The 15,851-nt window shown below is 64.9% G+C and carries 19 protein-coding genes and 1 tRNA gene; 17 read left to right on the plus strand and 3 right to left on the minus strand.

Annotated elements, in window-relative coordinates; translation table 11 throughout:
- Nucleotides 1–196 precede the first annotated feature (196 nt).
- The 4 genes from VM621_RS09460 (at nt 197) to cgtA (ending at nt 2,777) form a co-directional block, all read left to right on the plus strand.
- On the plus strand, nt 197–736 hold the full coding sequence (locus VM621_RS09460; RefSeq protein WP_325468721.1) for a DUF2059 domain-containing protein: 540 nt from the start codon (nt 197–199) through the stop codon (nt 734–736).
- 292 nt (nt 737–1,028) lie between these two features.
- Nucleotides 1,029–1,343: a 50S ribosomal protein L21 gene (gene rplU, locus VM621_RS09465; protein ID WP_325468722.1), complete on the plus strand. Its 315-nt coding sequence runs from the start codon at nt 1,029–1,031 to the stop codon at nt 1,341–1,343.
- A 19-nt stretch (nt 1,344–1,362) separates the two neighbouring features.
- The gene (gene rpmA, locus VM621_RS09470; protein ID WP_325468723.1) at nt 1,363–1,620 is read left to right on the plus strand and encodes a 50S ribosomal protein L27; all 258 of its coding nucleotides are present in this window, start codon (nt 1,363–1,365) and stop codon (nt 1,618–1,620) included.
- A gap of 89 nt (nt 1,621–1,709) precedes the next feature.
- Entirely contained in the window at nt 1,710–2,777 is a 1,068-nt protein-coding gene (gene cgtA, locus VM621_RS09475) for an Obg family GTPase CgtA (RefSeq protein WP_325468724.1), read from the plus strand.
- A gap of 244 nt (nt 2,778–3,021) precedes the next feature.
- Here cgtA and rpsT read toward each other — a convergent pair whose 3' ends face one another.
- On the minus strand, nt 3,022–3,285 hold the full coding sequence (rpsT, locus tag VM621_RS09480; RefSeq protein ID WP_046969368.1) for a 30S ribosomal protein S20: 264 nt from the start codon (nt 3,283–3,285) through the stop codon (nt 3,022–3,024).
- 199 nt (nt 3,286–3,484) lie between these two features.
- Here rpsT and murJ point away from each other — a divergent pair, with 199 nt between their 5' ends.
- The 6 genes from murJ to VM621_RS09510 all read left to right on the plus strand — a co-directional run bounded on the left by murJ (nt 3,485) and on the right by VM621_RS09510 (nt 10,875).
- Nucleotides 3,485–5,092 carry a murein biosynthesis integral membrane protein MurJ gene (murJ, locus tag VM621_RS09485; RefSeq protein WP_325468725.1) on the plus strand — a complete coding sequence of 536 codons (1,608 nt, stop codon included), beginning with the start codon at nt 3,485–3,487 and terminating at the stop codon, nt 5,090–5,092.
- A gap of 100 nt (nt 5,093–5,192) precedes the next feature.
- Nucleotides 5,193–6,158, plus strand: coding sequence for a bifunctional riboflavin kinase/FAD synthetase (locus VM621_RS09490; RefSeq protein ID WP_325468726.1), 966 nt, complete (start codon nt 5,193–5,195; stop codon nt 6,156–6,158).
- A gap of 5 nt (nt 6,159–6,163) precedes the next feature.
- Nucleotides 6,164–9,022 (plus strand): isoleucine--tRNA ligase, encoded by a 2,859-nt coding sequence (ileS, locus tag VM621_RS09495; RefSeq protein WP_325468727.1) that lies wholly within the window; start codon nt 6,164–6,166, stop codon nt 9,020–9,022.
- 75 nt (nt 9,023–9,097) lie between these two features.
- Nucleotides 9,098–9,604 (plus strand): signal peptidase II, encoded by a 507-nt coding sequence (gene lspA, locus VM621_RS09500; RefSeq protein ID WP_325468728.1) that lies wholly within the window; start codon nt 9,098–9,100, stop codon nt 9,602–9,604.
- Between the two features lie 211 nt (nt 9,605–9,815).
- On the plus strand, nt 9,816–10,757 hold the full coding sequence (gene ispH / locus VM621_RS09505) for a 4-hydroxy-3-methylbut-2-enyl diphosphate reductase (protein WP_325468729.1): 942 nt from the start codon (nt 9,816–9,818) through the stop codon (nt 10,755–10,757).
- 42 nt (nt 10,758–10,799) lie between these two features.
- Nucleotides 10,800–10,875, plus strand: a tRNA-Thr gene (locus tag VM621_RS09510).
- An 89-nt stretch (nt 10,876–10,964) separates the two neighbouring features.
- On the opposite strand, the gene VM621_RS09515 is transcribed toward VM621_RS09510, so the two are convergent.
- Nucleotides 10,965–11,402 carry a hypothetical protein gene (locus tag VM621_RS09515; RefSeq protein ID WP_325468730.1) on the minus strand — a complete coding sequence of 146 codons (438 nt, stop codon included), beginning with the start codon at nt 11,400–11,402 and terminating at the stop codon, nt 10,965–10,967.
- Between the two features lie 137 nt (nt 11,403–11,539).
- Here VM621_RS09515 and VM621_RS09520 point away from each other — a divergent pair, with 137 nt between their 5' ends.
- The 3 genes from VM621_RS09520 to VM621_RS09530 all read left to right on the plus strand — a co-directional run bounded on the left by VM621_RS09520 (nt 11,540) and on the right by VM621_RS09530 (nt 12,618).
- Complete coding sequence (locus VM621_RS09520; RefSeq protein ID WP_325468731.1) at nt 11,540–12,100, plus strand: GNAT family protein; 561 nt, start codon at nt 11,540–11,542, stop codon at nt 12,098–12,100.
- Between the two features lie 86 nt (nt 12,101–12,186).
- The gene (locus VM621_RS09525; RefSeq protein WP_325468732.1) at nt 12,187–12,405 is read left to right on the plus strand and encodes a hypothetical protein; all 219 of its coding nucleotides are present in this window, start codon (nt 12,187–12,189) and stop codon (nt 12,403–12,405) included.
- A gap of 15 nt (nt 12,406–12,420) precedes the next feature.
- On the plus strand, nt 12,421–12,618 hold the full coding sequence (locus tag VM621_RS09530) for a hypothetical protein (protein ID WP_325468733.1): 198 nt from the start codon (nt 12,421–12,423) through the stop codon (nt 12,616–12,618).
- A gap of 8 nt (nt 12,619–12,626) precedes the next feature.
- Here the strand turns inward: VM621_RS09530 and VM621_RS09535 are convergent, their stop codons facing one another.
- The gene (locus tag VM621_RS09535; protein WP_325468734.1) at nt 12,627–12,887 is read right to left on the minus strand and encodes a hypothetical protein; all 261 of its coding nucleotides are present in this window, start codon (nt 12,885–12,887) and stop codon (nt 12,627–12,629) included.
- 197 nt (nt 12,888–13,084) lie between these two features.
- Between VM621_RS09535 and VM621_RS09540 the strand changes: the two genes are divergently transcribed.
- From VM621_RS09540 to VM621_RS09555, 4 genes are read left to right on the plus strand one after another with little or no spacing between them, the layout of a single operon-like run.
- Nucleotides 13,085–13,549, plus strand: coding sequence for a type IV pilin protein (locus VM621_RS09540; protein WP_325468735.1), 465 nt, complete (start codon nt 13,085–13,087; stop codon nt 13,547–13,549).
- On the plus strand, nt 13,546–14,124 hold the full coding sequence (locus VM621_RS09545) for a GspH/FimT family pseudopilin (RefSeq protein WP_325468736.1): 579 nt from the start codon (nt 13,546–13,548) through the stop codon (nt 14,122–14,124). Before VM621_RS09540 ends, VM621_RS09545 begins: the two co-directional genes overlap by 4 nt.
- Before the next feature lie 10 nt (nt 14,125–14,134).
- Nucleotides 14,135–14,599: a hypothetical protein gene (locus VM621_RS09550; protein ID WP_325468737.1), complete on the plus strand. Its 465-nt coding sequence runs from the start codon at nt 14,135–14,137 to the stop codon at nt 14,597–14,599.
- A gap of 17 nt (nt 14,600–14,616) precedes the next feature.
- Nucleotides 14,617–15,810 (plus strand): PilW family protein, encoded by a 1,194-nt coding sequence (locus VM621_RS09555; protein ID WP_325468738.1) that lies wholly within the window; start codon nt 14,617–14,619, stop codon nt 15,808–15,810.
- Nucleotides 15,811–15,851: the final 41 nt, after the last annotated feature.

The raw sequence follows: 15,851 nt of genomic DNA on the forward strand, positions 1-15,851 counted from the left end.
GACATGATGGGGGGAGCCCCCGACTATACCAAGGGTTCTCGGCCTTCATTCCGCCTCGACTTATGACGGTTCAGCACAGGTGATTTGCGGGATCGGTACCCGGCCGTCGAGGCGTACCCGTCTGGCGCGGACGCAGCTACCATGGCCGTCACCCCGGGGAGGGGTGTGCCATCCATCCCATAGAGGAACGTGACGCATGCGTAAGTGGACAGGGATCGCCGCCGGCCTTGTGCTGGCGGGTTGTGCGGGTCAGGCGCTCGCGGCGCAGCCCAGCGAGCAGCAGGTGCGCCAACTGATGGACGCTGTAGGCATGGGCCGCATGCTCAGCCAGATGAACAGCCAGATGGCTGGGGTGATGCAGAACGCGCTGCCCTGCGTCCCGGCCAGCTACTGGCAGGGCTTTGTGGACGCCAACGCGACCAACCAGCTGATCGGCCGGATGGTGCCGGTCTACCAGAAGCATTTCACGGCCGAGGACATCGACGGCCTGCTCAAGTTCTACCGCTCGCCGCTGGGCCAGAAGGTGATCACCCAGATGCCGGCGACGATGGCCGAGGGCATGCAGATCGGCAAGCAGTGGGGCCAGGAACGCGGCCAGCAGATGATCGCCCAGCTACAGAGTCAGGGCACGCTGAACCCGCAGGGCCAGTGCCCGGCAAGCGGCACCGCCGCGAAGCCGGCCGCTGCGACGCCGGCGCCCTCACCGGCCGCCCCTGCACCCGCCAAGAAGAAATAGCGCTCCCCGCGGGAGTCGCCCGTTGTAGGAGCCGCTTCAGCGGCGATCCCGCGACAGCGGGCCCCGCCCAGGCGGTCCCGCATCGCCGCTGAAGCGGCTCCCACACAAGGCGAGCGCCTCTAAAGCGTTGATTTAAAAGCCTATTGTGGAATTTCCGGGCTGGCCGGAGGGCCTGCCCGGCTTTCGCTTAAGCACCTGATTGACCTTGCCTTTTCCCCTTGGCTATAATTCGCAGTTCGCAACACCCGCAAGACCCTAAAAAGAACTACATAATCAGCAACAGGAAACAACCATGAGCTACGCAGTCATCAAGACCGGTGGCAAGCAGTATCGTGTGATGGCAGGCGAAATCCTGCGCGTCGAACTGCTCACCGCCGAAGTCGATTCCACCGTCCAGTTCGACCAGGTCCTCCTGGTGGGCGAAGGCGAGTCGATCACCGTTGGCGCCCCCCTGGTCGCCGGTGCCACCGTCAGCGCGAAGGTTCGCGCCCACGGTCGCGCGGATAAGATCCGCATCGTCAAGTTCCGTCGTCGTAAGCACTACAAGCGTACGCAGGGACATCGTCAGCATTACACCGAAATCGAGATCACGGGCATCAACGCCTGATCTGCGGAGGATATGAGTCATGGCACATAAAAAAGGCGTAGGTTCCAGCCGCAACGGTCGCGATTCGAACCCGAAGTATCTCGGTGTGAAGATCTATGGCGGCCAGGCTGTTGAAGCCGGCAACATCATCGTTCGTCAGCGTGGTACCAAGTTCCACGCTGGCGTGGGCGTCGGCCTCGGCCGCGACCACACCCTGTTCGCCCTGATCGACGGCACGGTTGCCTTCAAGGTCCGTGGCGAAAAGGGTCGCAAGTTTGTCGACGTCGTCCAGGCGTAAGCCTCATTCGACGCGATAACGAAGGCCCCGCCCACGGCGGGGCTTTTCGTTTGTAAAGCGCTATCACTTCTTCACCAGGTTCCCTCCCCATGAAATTCGTCGACGAAGCACAGATCAGGGTCACGGCCGGTACCGGCGGCAACGGCTGCGTCAGCTTCCGTCGAGAGAAATTCATCCCCTTCGGTGGCCCCGATGGTGGCGACGGCGGTAATGGCGGCTCCGTCTGGCTCGTGGCCGACGAGGGTCTCAATACGCTTGTCGATTTCCGTCACATGCGTGCGTTCAAGGCCGAGCGCGGGCAGGGTGGCATGGGCAGTCAGATGTATGGCAAGGGCGGCGAAGACTCCGAAGTCCGCGTGCCTGTCGGGACCGTGGTGACCAACGTCGACACCGACGAAGTGATCGGCGACCTCACGGCGCACGGCCAGCGCCTGAAGGTGGCGCAGGGCGGTCGCGGCGGTCTTGGCAACATCCATTTCAAGAGCTCGGTAAACCGTGCTCCGCGCAAGTTCACCCCGGGTACGCCTGGCGAAGTGCGCGACATCAAGCTCGAGCTGCGCCTGCTCGCGGATGTCGGCCTGCTGGGGTTCCCGAATGCTGGCAAGAGTACGTTCATCCGCGCCGTATCGGCGGCGACGCCGCGCGTGGCGGATTATCCGTTCACTACGCTGCACCCGAACCTGGGCGTGGTGCGCATCGGTTACGACCAGAGCTTCGTGATCGCCGATATTCCCGGGATCATCGAGGGCGCTGCCGAAGGTGCGGGCCTTGGCATCCAGTTCCTGCGCCATGTATCGCGCACCAGCCTGCTGCTGCATGTGGTCGATATCCAGCCGATCGACGGTTCCGATCCGGTCGAGCAGGTTCGCACCATCGAGAAGGAGCTCGCGGAATTCGACGCCGAACTGGTAGGGCGCCCGCGCTGGCTGGTCATCAACAAGTCGGACGTCTTCTCCGACGACGCCGAGCTCCACCGCGTGGCCAACGACATCGTGGCCCGTTTGGAGTGGAAGGAGCCCTGGTTCCTGGTTTCCGCCGCCGGCGAAATCGGCACTTGGGATGTCTGCCTCAAGGTGCAGCAGTTCTTCGACGCCGAGCGCGAGAAGCAGCGCGAAAACAAGGGAGTGGCCGACGACGTGCGCATGCGCGGCGAATAAGCAGGTCAGGGAGCTGCTTCAGCGGAGAGAGGCCAGCGAAGCGGTGGCGCTGCAAGGCTCATCGCCGATGAATCGGCTCCCACGCTGCAAGGCTCATCGCCGATGAATCGGCTCCCACACTGATTTGGGCCAGGTTGAGGTCGGCTTTTGGGGTCAGGTTGAAGTCGGCTTCTGTCCGGGTTCAAGGCAACAAAAAAGCCGGCTTGCGCCGGCTTTTTTGCGAACAGCGATGTCGCGCAGGCAATTACGCCAGGTCGCGGATCTTCGCGTTCAGGCGGCTCTTGTGACGGGCAGCCTTGTTCTTGTGGATGAGGCCGCGTGCAGCGTAGCGGTCCATCACCGGCACGGCGACGGCGTAAGCCGTGACTGCGCCGGCCTTATCCTTGGCGTCGATCGCCTTGACGACCTTCTTCAGTGCGGAACGCACCATGGAACGCGCGCTGACGTTGCGCAGACGGCGCTGCTCCGACTGACGCGCACGCTTCTTCGCGGACTTGATGTTGGCCAAGGTGAAGCTCCAGAGTTCTGTTGGTTTTAAGAAAGACGCCCATTTTGAGGCCAAAGACGGGTCGCGTCAATAGCTTAGAGCCCGCGCGGGCGGGCCTGGCGGGCGGGGCGGGCCGCGTGCCCGGAAATTTCCAGAGCGCAGACTGTCCTCCGCCCGTCCGCCGCTGTCAAACTAGGGGTTTGCGATCACCCGGACACGGATGAAAACCCCCAGTCTTCTTCGCGGCGTGCTGTCTTTCAGCGGCATGACCATGGTCTCCCGTGTCCTCGGCCTGGTCCGCGACATGGCGATCAACCACTCGTTCGGCGCCAATGCCGCGACGGACGCATTCTGGGTGGCCTTCCGCATTCCGAACTTCATGCGCCGGCTGTTCGCCGAGGGCTCGTTCTCCACCGCCTTCGTGCCGGTCTTCACCGAGGTCAAGGAGACGCGCGCCCACGACGACCTCAAGCAGTTGATGTCGCGGACCGCGGGCACGCTGGGCGGTGTCCTGTTGGTGGTGGTGGCGCTGGGCGTGATATTCGCGCCCCAGGTCACGGCGCTGTTTTCGCCCGGTGCCGTCGAAACCCCCGAGAAATTCGAGCTGACGGTCAACCTGCTGCGACTGACCTTCCCGTTCCTGCTGTTCGTCTCGCTGACGGCGCTGTGCGGCGGCGCGCTCAACAGTTTCCACAAGTTCGGCCTACCGGCCCTGACGCCGGTGATCCTCAACCTGTGCATGATCGGCGGCGCACTCTGGCTGGCGCCGCGCTTGCATACCCCGATCATGGCCATGGGCTGGGCCATCCTGATTGCCGGGATCCTGCAGCTGGCCTTCCAGTTGCCCACGTTGCGCCGCCTCGACCTGCTCGCGCTGCCGCGCTGGGGCTGGGGCTCGCCCGACGTGCGGCGGATCATGCGCCTGATGGTGCCGACCCTGTTCGGCTCCTCGGTGGCGCAGATCAACCTGTTGCTGGATACGGTGATCGCCTCGTTGCTGGTGGCGGGCTCGCAGAGCTGGCTGTCCCAGGCCGATCGTTTCCTCGAACTGCCGTTGGGTGTGTTCGGCGTGGCGCTGGGCACGGTGATCCTGCCCTCGCTGTCGCGCCACCACGTGGGTTCGGACAAGGAAGGCTTTTCGCGCGCGCTGGACTGGGGGCTGCGCACGACCCTGCTGATCGCGGTGCCGGCGATGTTCGCCCTGATGATCCTTTCGGTGCCCCTGGTGGCGACGATCTTTCAGAACGGCGCCTTCACCGCCTTCGATACACGAATGGCCTCGTTGTCCATCTCGGCGTTGAGCTTCGGCCTGCCGGCCTTTGCCCTGGTCAAGGTGGTGCTACCCGCGTTCTATGCCCGTAAGGACACCCGCACGCCCGTCCGCGCGGGCGTCGCCTCGCTGGTCGCCAACATGGTGTTCAACGTGGCCTTCCTGGCCTTGCTGTTCTTCCTGTGGGCGAGCCCGGCGCAGAAGGCTGGCTCGTGGTTCGCCGCGATCTCGACGATTCCCGGCCTGCACATGGCCCTGGGCATGGCCAGTGCGCTGGCGAGCTACCTCAACCTGTTCCTGCTTTGGCGCTGGCTGGGCAAGGCCGGTGTCTACGAGCGCCAGCCGGGCTGGGCCCGTCATCTGCTTCGCCTGGGCATGGCCTGCGCGGCGATGGTCGCCGTCCTGCTGGCCGGTCTAGCCTTCTGGCCGGAGTGGACGGATGTGGAGAAGTGGCATCGCGTCTGGCGTCTTGGCGTGCTGGTGATCGCCGGCGGCGGCACCTATGTGGCGGCCCTCTTCGCGATGGGCTTTCGTCCGCGCGACCTGCGCACGCGTTGAGGCGCGGGCGGCGAGCCTGGACGCCGCATTGTGCGGCGCAATGGCCCGGCTATACTGGCCCGATGGCTTTTATTCCGCATCGCACCCAGGACGCCCACGCATGACGCTGCGACTCCATCGCGACGTCGACGGCCCCTGCCTGGCAGCCGAAGGCAGCATCGTCGCGATCGGCGCTTTCGATGGCCTGCACCTGGGCCACCAGACCATCCTCGACGAGGTCCGCCGTCGCGCCGAGGCACGTGGGCTCGTCCCCGCCGTGATCACCTTCGAGCCGTTGCCGCGGGCGTTTTTCTCGAAAGAACCCGTGCCGCGGCTGTCCGGCGTGCGTGAGAAAGCCGAAGGCATGACAGCCGCGGGCATTCGCGAGCTCCTGTCCCTGCGTTTCGACGAGGCGCTCACGGCCATGTCCGCCGAGGATTTCGTCCGCCGCGTGATCGTCGGCCGGATGGCTGCCCGGGAAGTCTGGGTGGGTGAGGATTTCCGCTTCGGCCACCGTCGCGGCGGTGACTTCGCGCTGTTGCAGCGCATGGGTGAGGAGCTCGGCTTCACGGCTCATGCCGTGCCGCCGGTCGTCGTCGACGGCGAGCGGGTGTCCTCGTCCAAGGTGCGCACCCTGCTGGGCGAGAGCCGCTTCGTCGAGGCCGCCCGGTTGCTCGGCCGGCCGTTCGTGATCGATGGGCATGTCGAGCGGGGACAGCAGCTCGGTCGCACCCTTGGATATCCGACCGCGAACGTCCATCTCAGTGAACGGGTGAGCCCGGTGCATGGCATTTTCGCGGTGCGTATCGGCATCGGCGAGGGCCCGTGCAGTTGGCCGGGCGTGGCCAGCCTGGGTGTCCGGCCGACGGTGAACGAGGTGCGCGAGCCCCTGCTCGAGGCCCATCTGTTCGATTTCTCCGGCGATCTCTACGGCCAGCGCATCGGCGTGGAGTTCGTCCGCAAGCTACGTGACGAAGAAAAATTCGACGGCCTCGACGCCCTGACCGCACAGATGCGCCAGGACGAGATCGCCGCCCGGCAGGCCCTTGGGATGAACCCCCTACTTGCCCCAGAAACCCACGGTTGACAGCGATGACCCAGGATTACAAGAACACGATCAACCTGCCGCAGACGGCCTTTCCGATGCGCGGCGACTTGCCCAAGCGCGAGCCGGGCTGGCTGGCCAACTGGGAGCGCGTGAACCGCTACGCGCAGATTCAGGAAAAAGCCGCCGACCGCGACAAGGTCTTCGTGCTGCATGACGGTCCGCCGTATGCGAATGGCGCGATCCACCTCGGGCACGCCGTGAACAAGGTGCTCAAGGACGTCGTGGTCAAGTCGAAGCTGATGGCCGGCTACCGCGCGCCCTACGTGCCGGGTTGGGACTGCCACGGCCTGCCGATCGAAATCGCCATCGAGAAGAAGTTCGGCAAGGCGGGCGACAAGCTCGACGCCGCCGCCTTCCGCCAGAAATGCCGCGAATACGCGATGGCGCAGATCGACCTGCAGCGCGTGGACTTCAAGCGCCTCGGCGTCCTGGGCGACTGGGAAAAACCGTATCGCACGCTCGACTTCACCTACGAAGCCGACATGATCCGCGCGCTTGCGCGCATCGTGGAAAATGGCCACGTGGTGAGGGGCGCGAAGCCGGTCTACTGGTGCTTCGATTGCGGCTCGGCCCTGGCCGAAGCCGAGATCGAATACGCCGACAAGACGTCGCCGGCGGTGGACGTCGCTTACGACGCGGTGGATCCGGTGTCCTTCGGCGCGCTGTTCGGCATCGCCGCCGGCGACGCCAGGATCGCCGTGCCCATCTGGACGACCACGCCGTGGACGCTGCCGTCCAGCCAGGCGGTGTCACTCGGCGGCGAGATCGAATACTCGCTCGTCGAAGGCCCGTCGCGGAACGGCAAACCGCTGCTGCTCGTCATCGCCTCGGCGCTGGCCGAGAAGGCGCTTGCGCGCTACGGCGTGGATACCGTGAACGTCCTCGGTCGCGTGCAGGGCGCGGTGCTCGAGAACCAGCCGCTGCATCACCCGTTCTACGACAAGCACGTGCCGGTCATCCTTGGCGACCACGTCTCCGACGAAGACGGTACCGGTGCGGTGCACACCTCACCCGACCATGGTGCGGAAGACTTCACGGTCAGCCAGCACTACGGCATCGGTACGCTCAACTATGTGGACGGCCGTGGCGTATACCGCAGCGACCTGCCGCTCGCGGGCGAGGTCTCCTTCGCCGGCATGCATATCTGGAAGGCCAACGACGCCATCGTGGACCTGCTCCGCGATCGCGGCGTGTTGCTCGCGTTCGCCAAGCTCACGCACAGCTACCCGCACTGCTGGCGCCACAAGACGCCGGTGATCTTCCGTGCCACGCCGCAGTGGTTCATCGGCATGGAGCAGGCCGACCTGCGCCGCACCGCGCTCACGTCGATCAAGTCGGTCCGCTGGATCCCCGGCTGGGGCGAAGAGCGCATCGCCGGCATGGTCGACGGCCGTCCCGACTGGTGCATCTCGCGCCAGCGCACATGGGGTGTGCCGATCGCGCTGTTCGTCGACAAGAACACGCATGAGCCGCATCCGGACAGCGTCGAACTGCTGGAGAAGGTGGCGCAGCGCGTCGCCCGCGAAGGTATCGATGCCTGGTTCTCCCTCGACGCGCATGAGCTGCTGGGCGACGACGCGGACAAGTACGAAAAGGTCACCGACGTCCTCGACGTGTGGTTCGATTCGGGCGTGAGCCACTTCGCCGTGATCGGCGCGCGCCCGGAGCTGCAGGCCGGCGACGCCAGCGAATACAAGGTCATGTACCTGGAAGGCTCCGACCAGCATCGCGGCTGGTTCCAGTCGTCGCTGCTCACCTCGGCGGCGATCAACGGCCGCGCGCCATACGACCACGTGCTCACCCACGGTTTCACCGTGGATGCGCAGGGCCGCAAGATGTCCAAGTCCATGGGCAATGGCATCGAGCCGCAGGACATCATGAAGACCCTCGGTGCGGACATCCTGCGCCTGTGGATCTGCTCGACCGATTACCGCAACGAAATGTCGCTGTCGGACGAGATCCTCAAGCGCGTGGCCGATACGTATCGCCGCGTGCGCAACACGGCGCGCTTCCTGCTCGGCAACCTGGACGGTTTCGATCCGGACAAGCACCTGCTGCCGACGGCGGGCTGCCTCGACCTGGATCGCTGGGCCGTGCAGCAGGCGGCCGACACGCAGGCGGCGATCGTCGCCGCTTACGAGCGTTACGACTTCCCGGAAATCGTCCAGCGCGTGCAGAACTTCTGCACGAACGAGTTGGGCGCGCTGTACCTCGATATCACCAAGGACCGCCTGTACACGATGCCGACGGACAGTCGCGGCCGGCGCAGCGCGCAGAGCGCGATGTACCGCATTCTCGAGGCACTGGTGCGGTGGCTCGCGCCGATCGTCACGTTCACTGCGGAAGAAATCTGGGCGAGCATGCCGGGTTCGCGCAGCGAGTCCGTGCTGTTCGAGACCTGGTACGAAGGCCTCGACGTGCGCCAGGACGGCGACGATCGCGGCTGGTGGTCGACCTTGCTCGGTATCCGCGCCACCGCTTCGCAGGTCTTGGAGCGCATGCGCAAGGAAGGCCAGATCGGTGCCTCGCTCGACGCCACGCTGACGATCCACGCCGACACCGCGACCCAGGCGGCGCTGGCGGAATCCGCGAGCGAGCTGCGCTTCTTCTTTATCACCTCGGACGTGACGCTGTCGCCGCTGGAAGGCCGTCCGGCCTCGGCCGAGCGTGTCGAGCTCGATGGTGCCGAGGTCTATGTCTCGGCAGGCGTGAGCGACGCGGTGAAGTGCATCCGCTGCTGGCATCATCGCCCGGATGTCGGTGTGGATCCGGCGCATCCCGAGATCTGCGGGCGCTGCGTCGAAAACGTGGCGGGGCAGGGGGAAGATCGCCGCTGGTTCTGAGTAACCGGTCCCGACCCGAACCACCCGCGCCGCGTCAAGGCGGCGCGGCCGCTCCGCTTCGAATGGCCTGCCCGAATGACCGTACGCCCCAAACCCAATGCGCTTGCCTGGCTCTGGCTAGCCGTCGCCATGATCGGCCTGGACCAGCTCACCAAGTGGTGGGCGCTGACCTCGCTGCAACCGGCGGAAACGCCGCATCCGGTCATCCCGGGCATCCTCAACTGGACGCTGACCTTCAATACCGGGGCGGCGTTCAGTTTTCTCGCCGACAGCGCGGGGTGGCAGCGCTGGTTTTTCGTGCTGCTGGCCGTGGCGATCAGCGGCACGCTGAGTGTCTGGCTGTCGCGTACCCCGCGAGCCGACTGGCGCACGGCCGCGCCGCTGGCTCTTATCGTGGGCGGGGCGGTGGGCAACGTCATCGACCGCCTGCATGCGGCCAAGGTGACCGATTTCATCCAGGTATTCCTGGGCAGCTACCCCTTTCCCGTTTTCAATGTGGCGGATTCGGCGATCAGCGTGGGTGCGGTGTCCATGATCCTGTTCAGCCTGTTCAGCGGGCAGCAGAAGCCGGCGTCGCCGTAAGGCCGAGGTAACGGGCCGCGCCGCCAACGCGCCGCGCCTGCCAACGGGCCGCGCTGCCACGCGGATCGCCATGGAGCGGCTCCCGCAGGGTGCAGGCTCGTTGTGGGAGCCGCTTCAGCGGCGATGCGGCCGCCAGAGCGCCCGCCCGGCAGCCATGCGATAATTCGACCGTCCCGGCGCCCCCAGGCGCCACCGCTCATTCGAGGTCCCCTTGGACATCCTGCTCGCCAATCCCCGCGGTTTCTGCGCCGGCGTCGATCGCGCGATCGCCATCGTAGAGCGTGCGCTCGAGTCCTACGGTGCGCCCATCTACGTTCGTCATGAAGTCGTTCACAACCGCTTCGTCGTCGAACGCCTGCGCGCCGACGGTGCCGTGTTCGTCGAGGAACTGGACGACGTGCCGGATGGCTCGACGGTGATCTTCAGCGCTCATGGCGTGCCCAAGGCCGTGCGCGAGGAGGCCGACCGTCGCCGTCTCAACGTCTTCGATGCCACGTGCCCGCTCGTGACCAAGGTGCACATGGAAGTCGCCCGCCTCGGTCGCGCCGGTCACGACGTGATCCTGATCGGCCATGCCGGCCATCCGGAAGTCGAAGGCACGATGGGCCAGTGGAATCCCGCCAATAGCGGCAACATCTACCTGGTCGAGTCGGTGGAGGACGTCGCCGCGCTGGCACCGTCGCAGCCGGATAAGCTCGCCTTCGTCACCCAGACCACGCTATCGGTCGACGACACGATCGCCATCATCGGCGCGCTGCGCGCGAAGTTCGTCGCCATCGAAGGCCCACGCAAGGACGACATCTGTTACGCCACGCAGAATCGCCAGGATGCCGTACGTCGTCTCGCCGACGCCGTGGACCTGGTCCTGGTGGTGGGTTCGGTGAACAGCTCCAACTCGAACCGTCTCAAGGAGCTGGCCGAGAAGCAGGGCGTCACCTCGTTCCTTATCGACGGCGCCGAGCATATCGAGCGTAGCTGGCTCGAAGGCAAGACGCGCATCGGCGTGACCGCGGGCGCCTCGGCGCCGGAGAAGCTGGTGCAGGAAGTGATCGCGCGCCTGCAATCGTGGGGTGCGGGTAGCGTTCGTGAGCTGGACGGCGAGGCCGAGAACATCACCTTCGCCCTGCCTAAAGAGCTCCGTCTGGCCGGTTAAGGCTTGCGCCCCGCACCAAGCTTCCCTAAAATCCCCGTTCTCGCCGAAATAGCTCAGTTGGTAGAGCGCGTCATTCGTAATGATGAGGTCGTAGGTTCGATTCCTATTTTCGGCACCACTATTCTTCCCGGACTGCCGTCGAGCGGTCCCGGAGGCACAAAAAAACCCGCCGATGCGGGTTTTTTTGTGCCTGCCATGTCGCCGGGATCAGGCGGCCAGCCGCGCATCCTCTGCGAGATAGCGCAAGCCGATAGATAGCGCCATGTCGTAGCCGGCGCCGGCATTGCCCGGCACCACCACGCTGACCAGCGACGGATGACCCGGCACGAGTGCCGATGCGTCCGCTTCGTCGCTGTCGTCGTGGATCTCGATATACGGCACGCCCAGGTGGGCGAGGGCGTCGCGCAATGGCGCGATGTCCTCGTTCGGCACATCGTTGGCGTCCACATCGAGCAAGACGAGTTCGGCTTGGTCGCCGGTGGAGCGATCGAGGTAGCCGGTCAGCTCCACGAAGTCGTGGCAGGGCCGCCAGAGCAGGTCGACGCCGGCCGCCTGCGCGCGCTCCCACAGGCGCCACATCGCGTCATCGGCCATGGTGGCCTGTACCGCGTCACGACGCGGGCCGGTGATCACGACGATCGACATCGTTCGCTGCTCCAGTAAGTCGGGAGTGCAGTATCCGGCCGGGATGCGTAAAAACGCTGCGCCACTCGGGCGCTTTCCGGGTAACGCCTGCGTAAAGAAATGCTAACGTGCGGCGAAAATCGTCAAGGATAAGCATCGTGGACGGCACACAGGACATCGCCATCGTTACCGCGCGATTGCGACTGGATCGACTCGTCGCGACGGATGCACCGACGCTGTTCGCCTATCGTGGCGACGAAGCCGTCGCGCGCTACCAGGGCTGGAGGCCCGCCGACCTGGCAGCGGCGGAGGCCTTCATCGGCGATCAATCCCTGCTCGCGTTCGGCACCGCGGACAGCTGGTGCCAACTGGCGATCCGCGACAAGGCCACCGGCGAGTTACTTGGCGACTTCGGCGTGCACTTCCCGGTCAGCACGGACGATCCCATCGAGTTCGGTCTTTCCCTGCGCCCGGAGCGCCAGGGCCGGGGCTTTGCCCGTGAGGCGATGGGGGCCGTGCTGGACCTGGCCTTCGATGAGTGGGGCTACCGGCGCGCCGTGGGTTCGGTCGATCCGCGCAACGTGTCGAGTATGGCCTTGTTGAGGTCGCTGGGCTTTCGGCAGGAAGCACACCACGTGGAGAGTTACTTTTTCCGGGGCGAGTGGGTCGACGACGTGATCTTCGCCATGCTGGCGCGGGAGTGGCCCCGTCACCCCTGATATCCCCCCTGCCGGGCGAATCCGGCACACACACGGTCTTCATGGAAAGGGTGAGACACAGGCCGGAGCCAGGCGCGGAAACCACCATGAGCGAACGTTACGTGCGCATCTACGTCGTCCAGCCTCCCGAGGTCGGAGCGGATTGGGCTGTGCGCGTCGACTCGGACGTGCCTGTGCGTTTTCGGCATGAAAAAGATGCCTTGAGGTACGCACTGACACAGGCGCGGGCACGCACCGGGCAGGGGGCGTCAGTCGAGCTGAGAGTAGAGGACGATCATGGCCATTGGCGGTCCATGGCGCTTTGACCGACGGAAACGGCGATGCACACACCAGTTCAGCACTACAGGGGCTACGACATCCTCTGCAGCGCCAGCGGCTACACACTGCTGCGTAACGACGTGGAAGTCCTGACGGTGGGCACGCGCGATGCGGGGAGCCACCTGCAGGATTGCGCTCGCCTGAATCGACTGCTGGAAAAGGCCAGGCAGAGCGTCGACGAGCTCATCGACGGTGATTGACCCGTGGCTCAGGCCGCGGCGAGGCGGGCGAGCGCGACGGCGCTGGGCGGGGCAAGGTGGCCCAGGGCGGCAGCGGGCAGGAAGCGCCAGTCGGACAGGCGGCGGGGAAGGCGTGCGCCGGCATACATTTCCCGCAGGCTGGCGATGGCCTCCTCTGGCGAGTCGAAGCGCCCCACTTCGCTGTCGCCGCGCAGGGCACGCCAACGGTGGCCGTGATGGACGATGCGGAACGGGCATTCGGCCGAGGTGAATACATATTGCGCAAGCACGGAAAGACTCCTTCGTGACCTGCGCATTGTCGCTGGGGAGTCGTGACCGCTTTGTTATCCCGAGGCTACCGGCCCGTGTCGGGACGGGCGGACACCGCTCGTCGGCAGACACTTGCCGCTCGTCAGACAGTTCTAGTCTGGACACCCGAGGCGGACTACTGTTCGGCTGCCGGAACCGGCTGGCTGGGGGGAACACAGTGAATCAACGCATCTCGTCGCGCGTCGGGCGTCGTTCGTCGGGCTTTACCCTGATCGAACTGATGATCGTTGTCGCCATCATCGCCATCCTGGCGGCCATCGCGATTCCCACGTACCGGGATTACGTCACAAGGTCGAAGCTGACGGAGGCTCAGAATCTTCTGACCGATTACCGGACGAAGATGGAGCAGTACTTCCAGGACAACCGAACCTACGTAAGTAGCGGAACGACCTGCGGCGCGACCCTGCCCAGCTCCCCAAAGAACTACTTCACTTATACGTGCACAGGGACCGCGTCGACGTTCCTGGCCACCGCCACAGGGACGACGGGTCAGGGAGCCGATGGTTTTACCTTCACGATCGACCAACTGAACAATCGCGCCACCACGGCGGTGCCGACGGCCAAGGGCTGGACCGCTTCGACCACGTGCTGGATCCTGCGCAAGGATGGTTCGTGTTCATGACACGTCGTCACGCCGGGGGCTTCAGCCTGCTCGAACTCATGGTAGTCGTTACCATCGTTGCGATCCTGGTGGGCCTAGCGGTGCCGAACTACCGTACGTGGGTGCTGAACACGCGCATTCGTGGCGCTGCGGAGTCGATTCAGAACGGCTTGCGCACAGCGCGCAACGAAGCCGCGCAGCGCGGTAAGAACGTTCGCTTCGAACTCACCTCCACGGACGCAACCTGGCAGGTGTGTGAGCTGCCGGTAGGAAAGACGGCCTGTGTCGACGGTACGGTCATCGACCAGCATGGCGTCGCGGATAGCGCAGGTATTGTGATCACTGCGTCCAAGGCGACAGCGGACCTCACGACCTATGCGGCGTTGACGGGTGGGTTACCAGGAGGTATTACGTTTGGCCCGCTGGCGCGACCCCTGGTTCCGGACTACGGCACCACCGCGTTGCTGCGTATCGATGCTTCTTTCCCGAGCAATACCGACACACGTTGGCTTGCCACGACCATTTCGGCAGGGGGATCCGTGCAGATGTGCGATGTCCGTTTGCCGAAGACCACCGCACCGAACGGCTGCAAGTGAGGAATCGACCGTGAAATCACTCCCACTTCGTGCTCCCGGTAGTCGCGGCTTCGTGCTGCTCGACGCGCTCATCGCGATCCTGATTTTTTCCTTCGGCATCCTCGGTCTGATGGCTGTGCAGGCCAACGCCACGCTGCTTTCCAGTGACGCGAAATACCGTACTGATGCGGCGCTGCAGGCGGACCGCCTGATCACCCAGATGTGGATATCGGATCCGAAGACACTGGTTGCCCAGTTTGCCGGCGACGTCGGCGCGACCACCGCGCCGCAATACGCGGCGTGGCTCAAGCAGCTCGACTGCTCGACCGCCGACCAGACCTCCAATTGTCTCCCGGGCGTCACGGCCAATCCGCCAACCGTCGCGGTGACGGCGGCTGGCGTCGTCACGATCACGGTTCGCTGGAAGGCGCAGAACGCGGCTTCCGGCGACGCGGCACATCAATACGTCTCCATCACCCAGATCGATCGAACGTAAGCGAAGGAGCAGGGGGCATGTCGATGTCAAACGGCCGTGCGAAGTCCGCGGGCTTCTCGCTGGTCGAGCTCATGGTGGGCATTCTGATCAGTATCATCTGCACGCTCGGGATGATGGCCGCATTTGCGGCATTCGAGTCGCAGAAGCGCACGACGACCTCGGGTAGCGATGCGCAGCAGAATGGCAGCTTCGCCGCCGTGGCGCTCGAACGCGAAATTCGTACCGCAGGTAGCGCACTGGTTCAGGGTAAGAACTACGGCGTGTGGGGGTGCGTAATCACTGCCTGGTCGGCTTCGACCCAACGGCTGCCGCTGACCTCGAACCTGGGTGCGCCGTTCGCCAACTGGCCAAAGAAGACCTTGGCGACGCCCGTGCTCGTCGCCAGTGGCGGCGCCACCGCGCCCGACGTGATCGGCGTGATCCGTGGTAACGCGTCACAGCGCACATTCAAGTCCAACATCACGTCGACCACAACGAGCACGGTCATCGTCGACAACGCTTTTGGATTCCTGCCGAACGATTATGTGCTCGTCTCCGACAAGAGCGGCGCCTGCTCGCTGGGCAAGGCCACCGCGGTGACGGTTGGTTCGGGCACGGGCTCGCTGACGCTCGGCGTCGCGGACTCACCGACCAACGGATTCCAGGGCGCCTACTCGGGTGCCGGCTATCTGATGGACTGGGGTTCCGATCCGGCAATCAACCTCTACGGAGTGGATACGAAGACGAACTCCCTGGTCGTCTTCGATCTTCTTCAGAGGACGGCGACGAGCGCCGCAGTCGTCGCTCCGACACCGGTGGCAGACAGCGTCGTCAACATGAAGACGCTCTATGGCGTGGACGACGGCGCAAACGGTGGCGCTGCGAACGACGGCACCATCGATGAGTGGGTCCAGCCGAGCGGAGCGTGGGATATCACCAAGCTGGCTCCGGATCCGGATACCACGACGGCGGATGCCCTGCGTGCGCAGATCCTGGCGGTGCGCGTGGTCGTGGTGGTGCAGAGCCGTCAACAGGAGCGTGCGGCGCCTGCAACGGCGGCATCTGTGCAGGGCGCGGCTTACATCGGCTACACCGGCGCCACGACGATGGTGCTGTTCAAAGACCAGCCCGCGAAACTGCAGTACACGATCCCGACGCTACCGCAGTACCGGTACAAGGCCTACGACATGACCATTCCGGTGCGTAACAACTACATAAAGCAGTACTTCTGAGGCCGCCCTAATGCCGAACGCACATCGTATCGCAGGCTTTC

It is taken from the genome of Luteibacter sp. (assembly GCF_035539195.1).
Lineage (GTDB): Bacteria > Pseudomonadota > Gammaproteobacteria > Xanthomonadales > Rhodanobacteraceae > Luteibacter.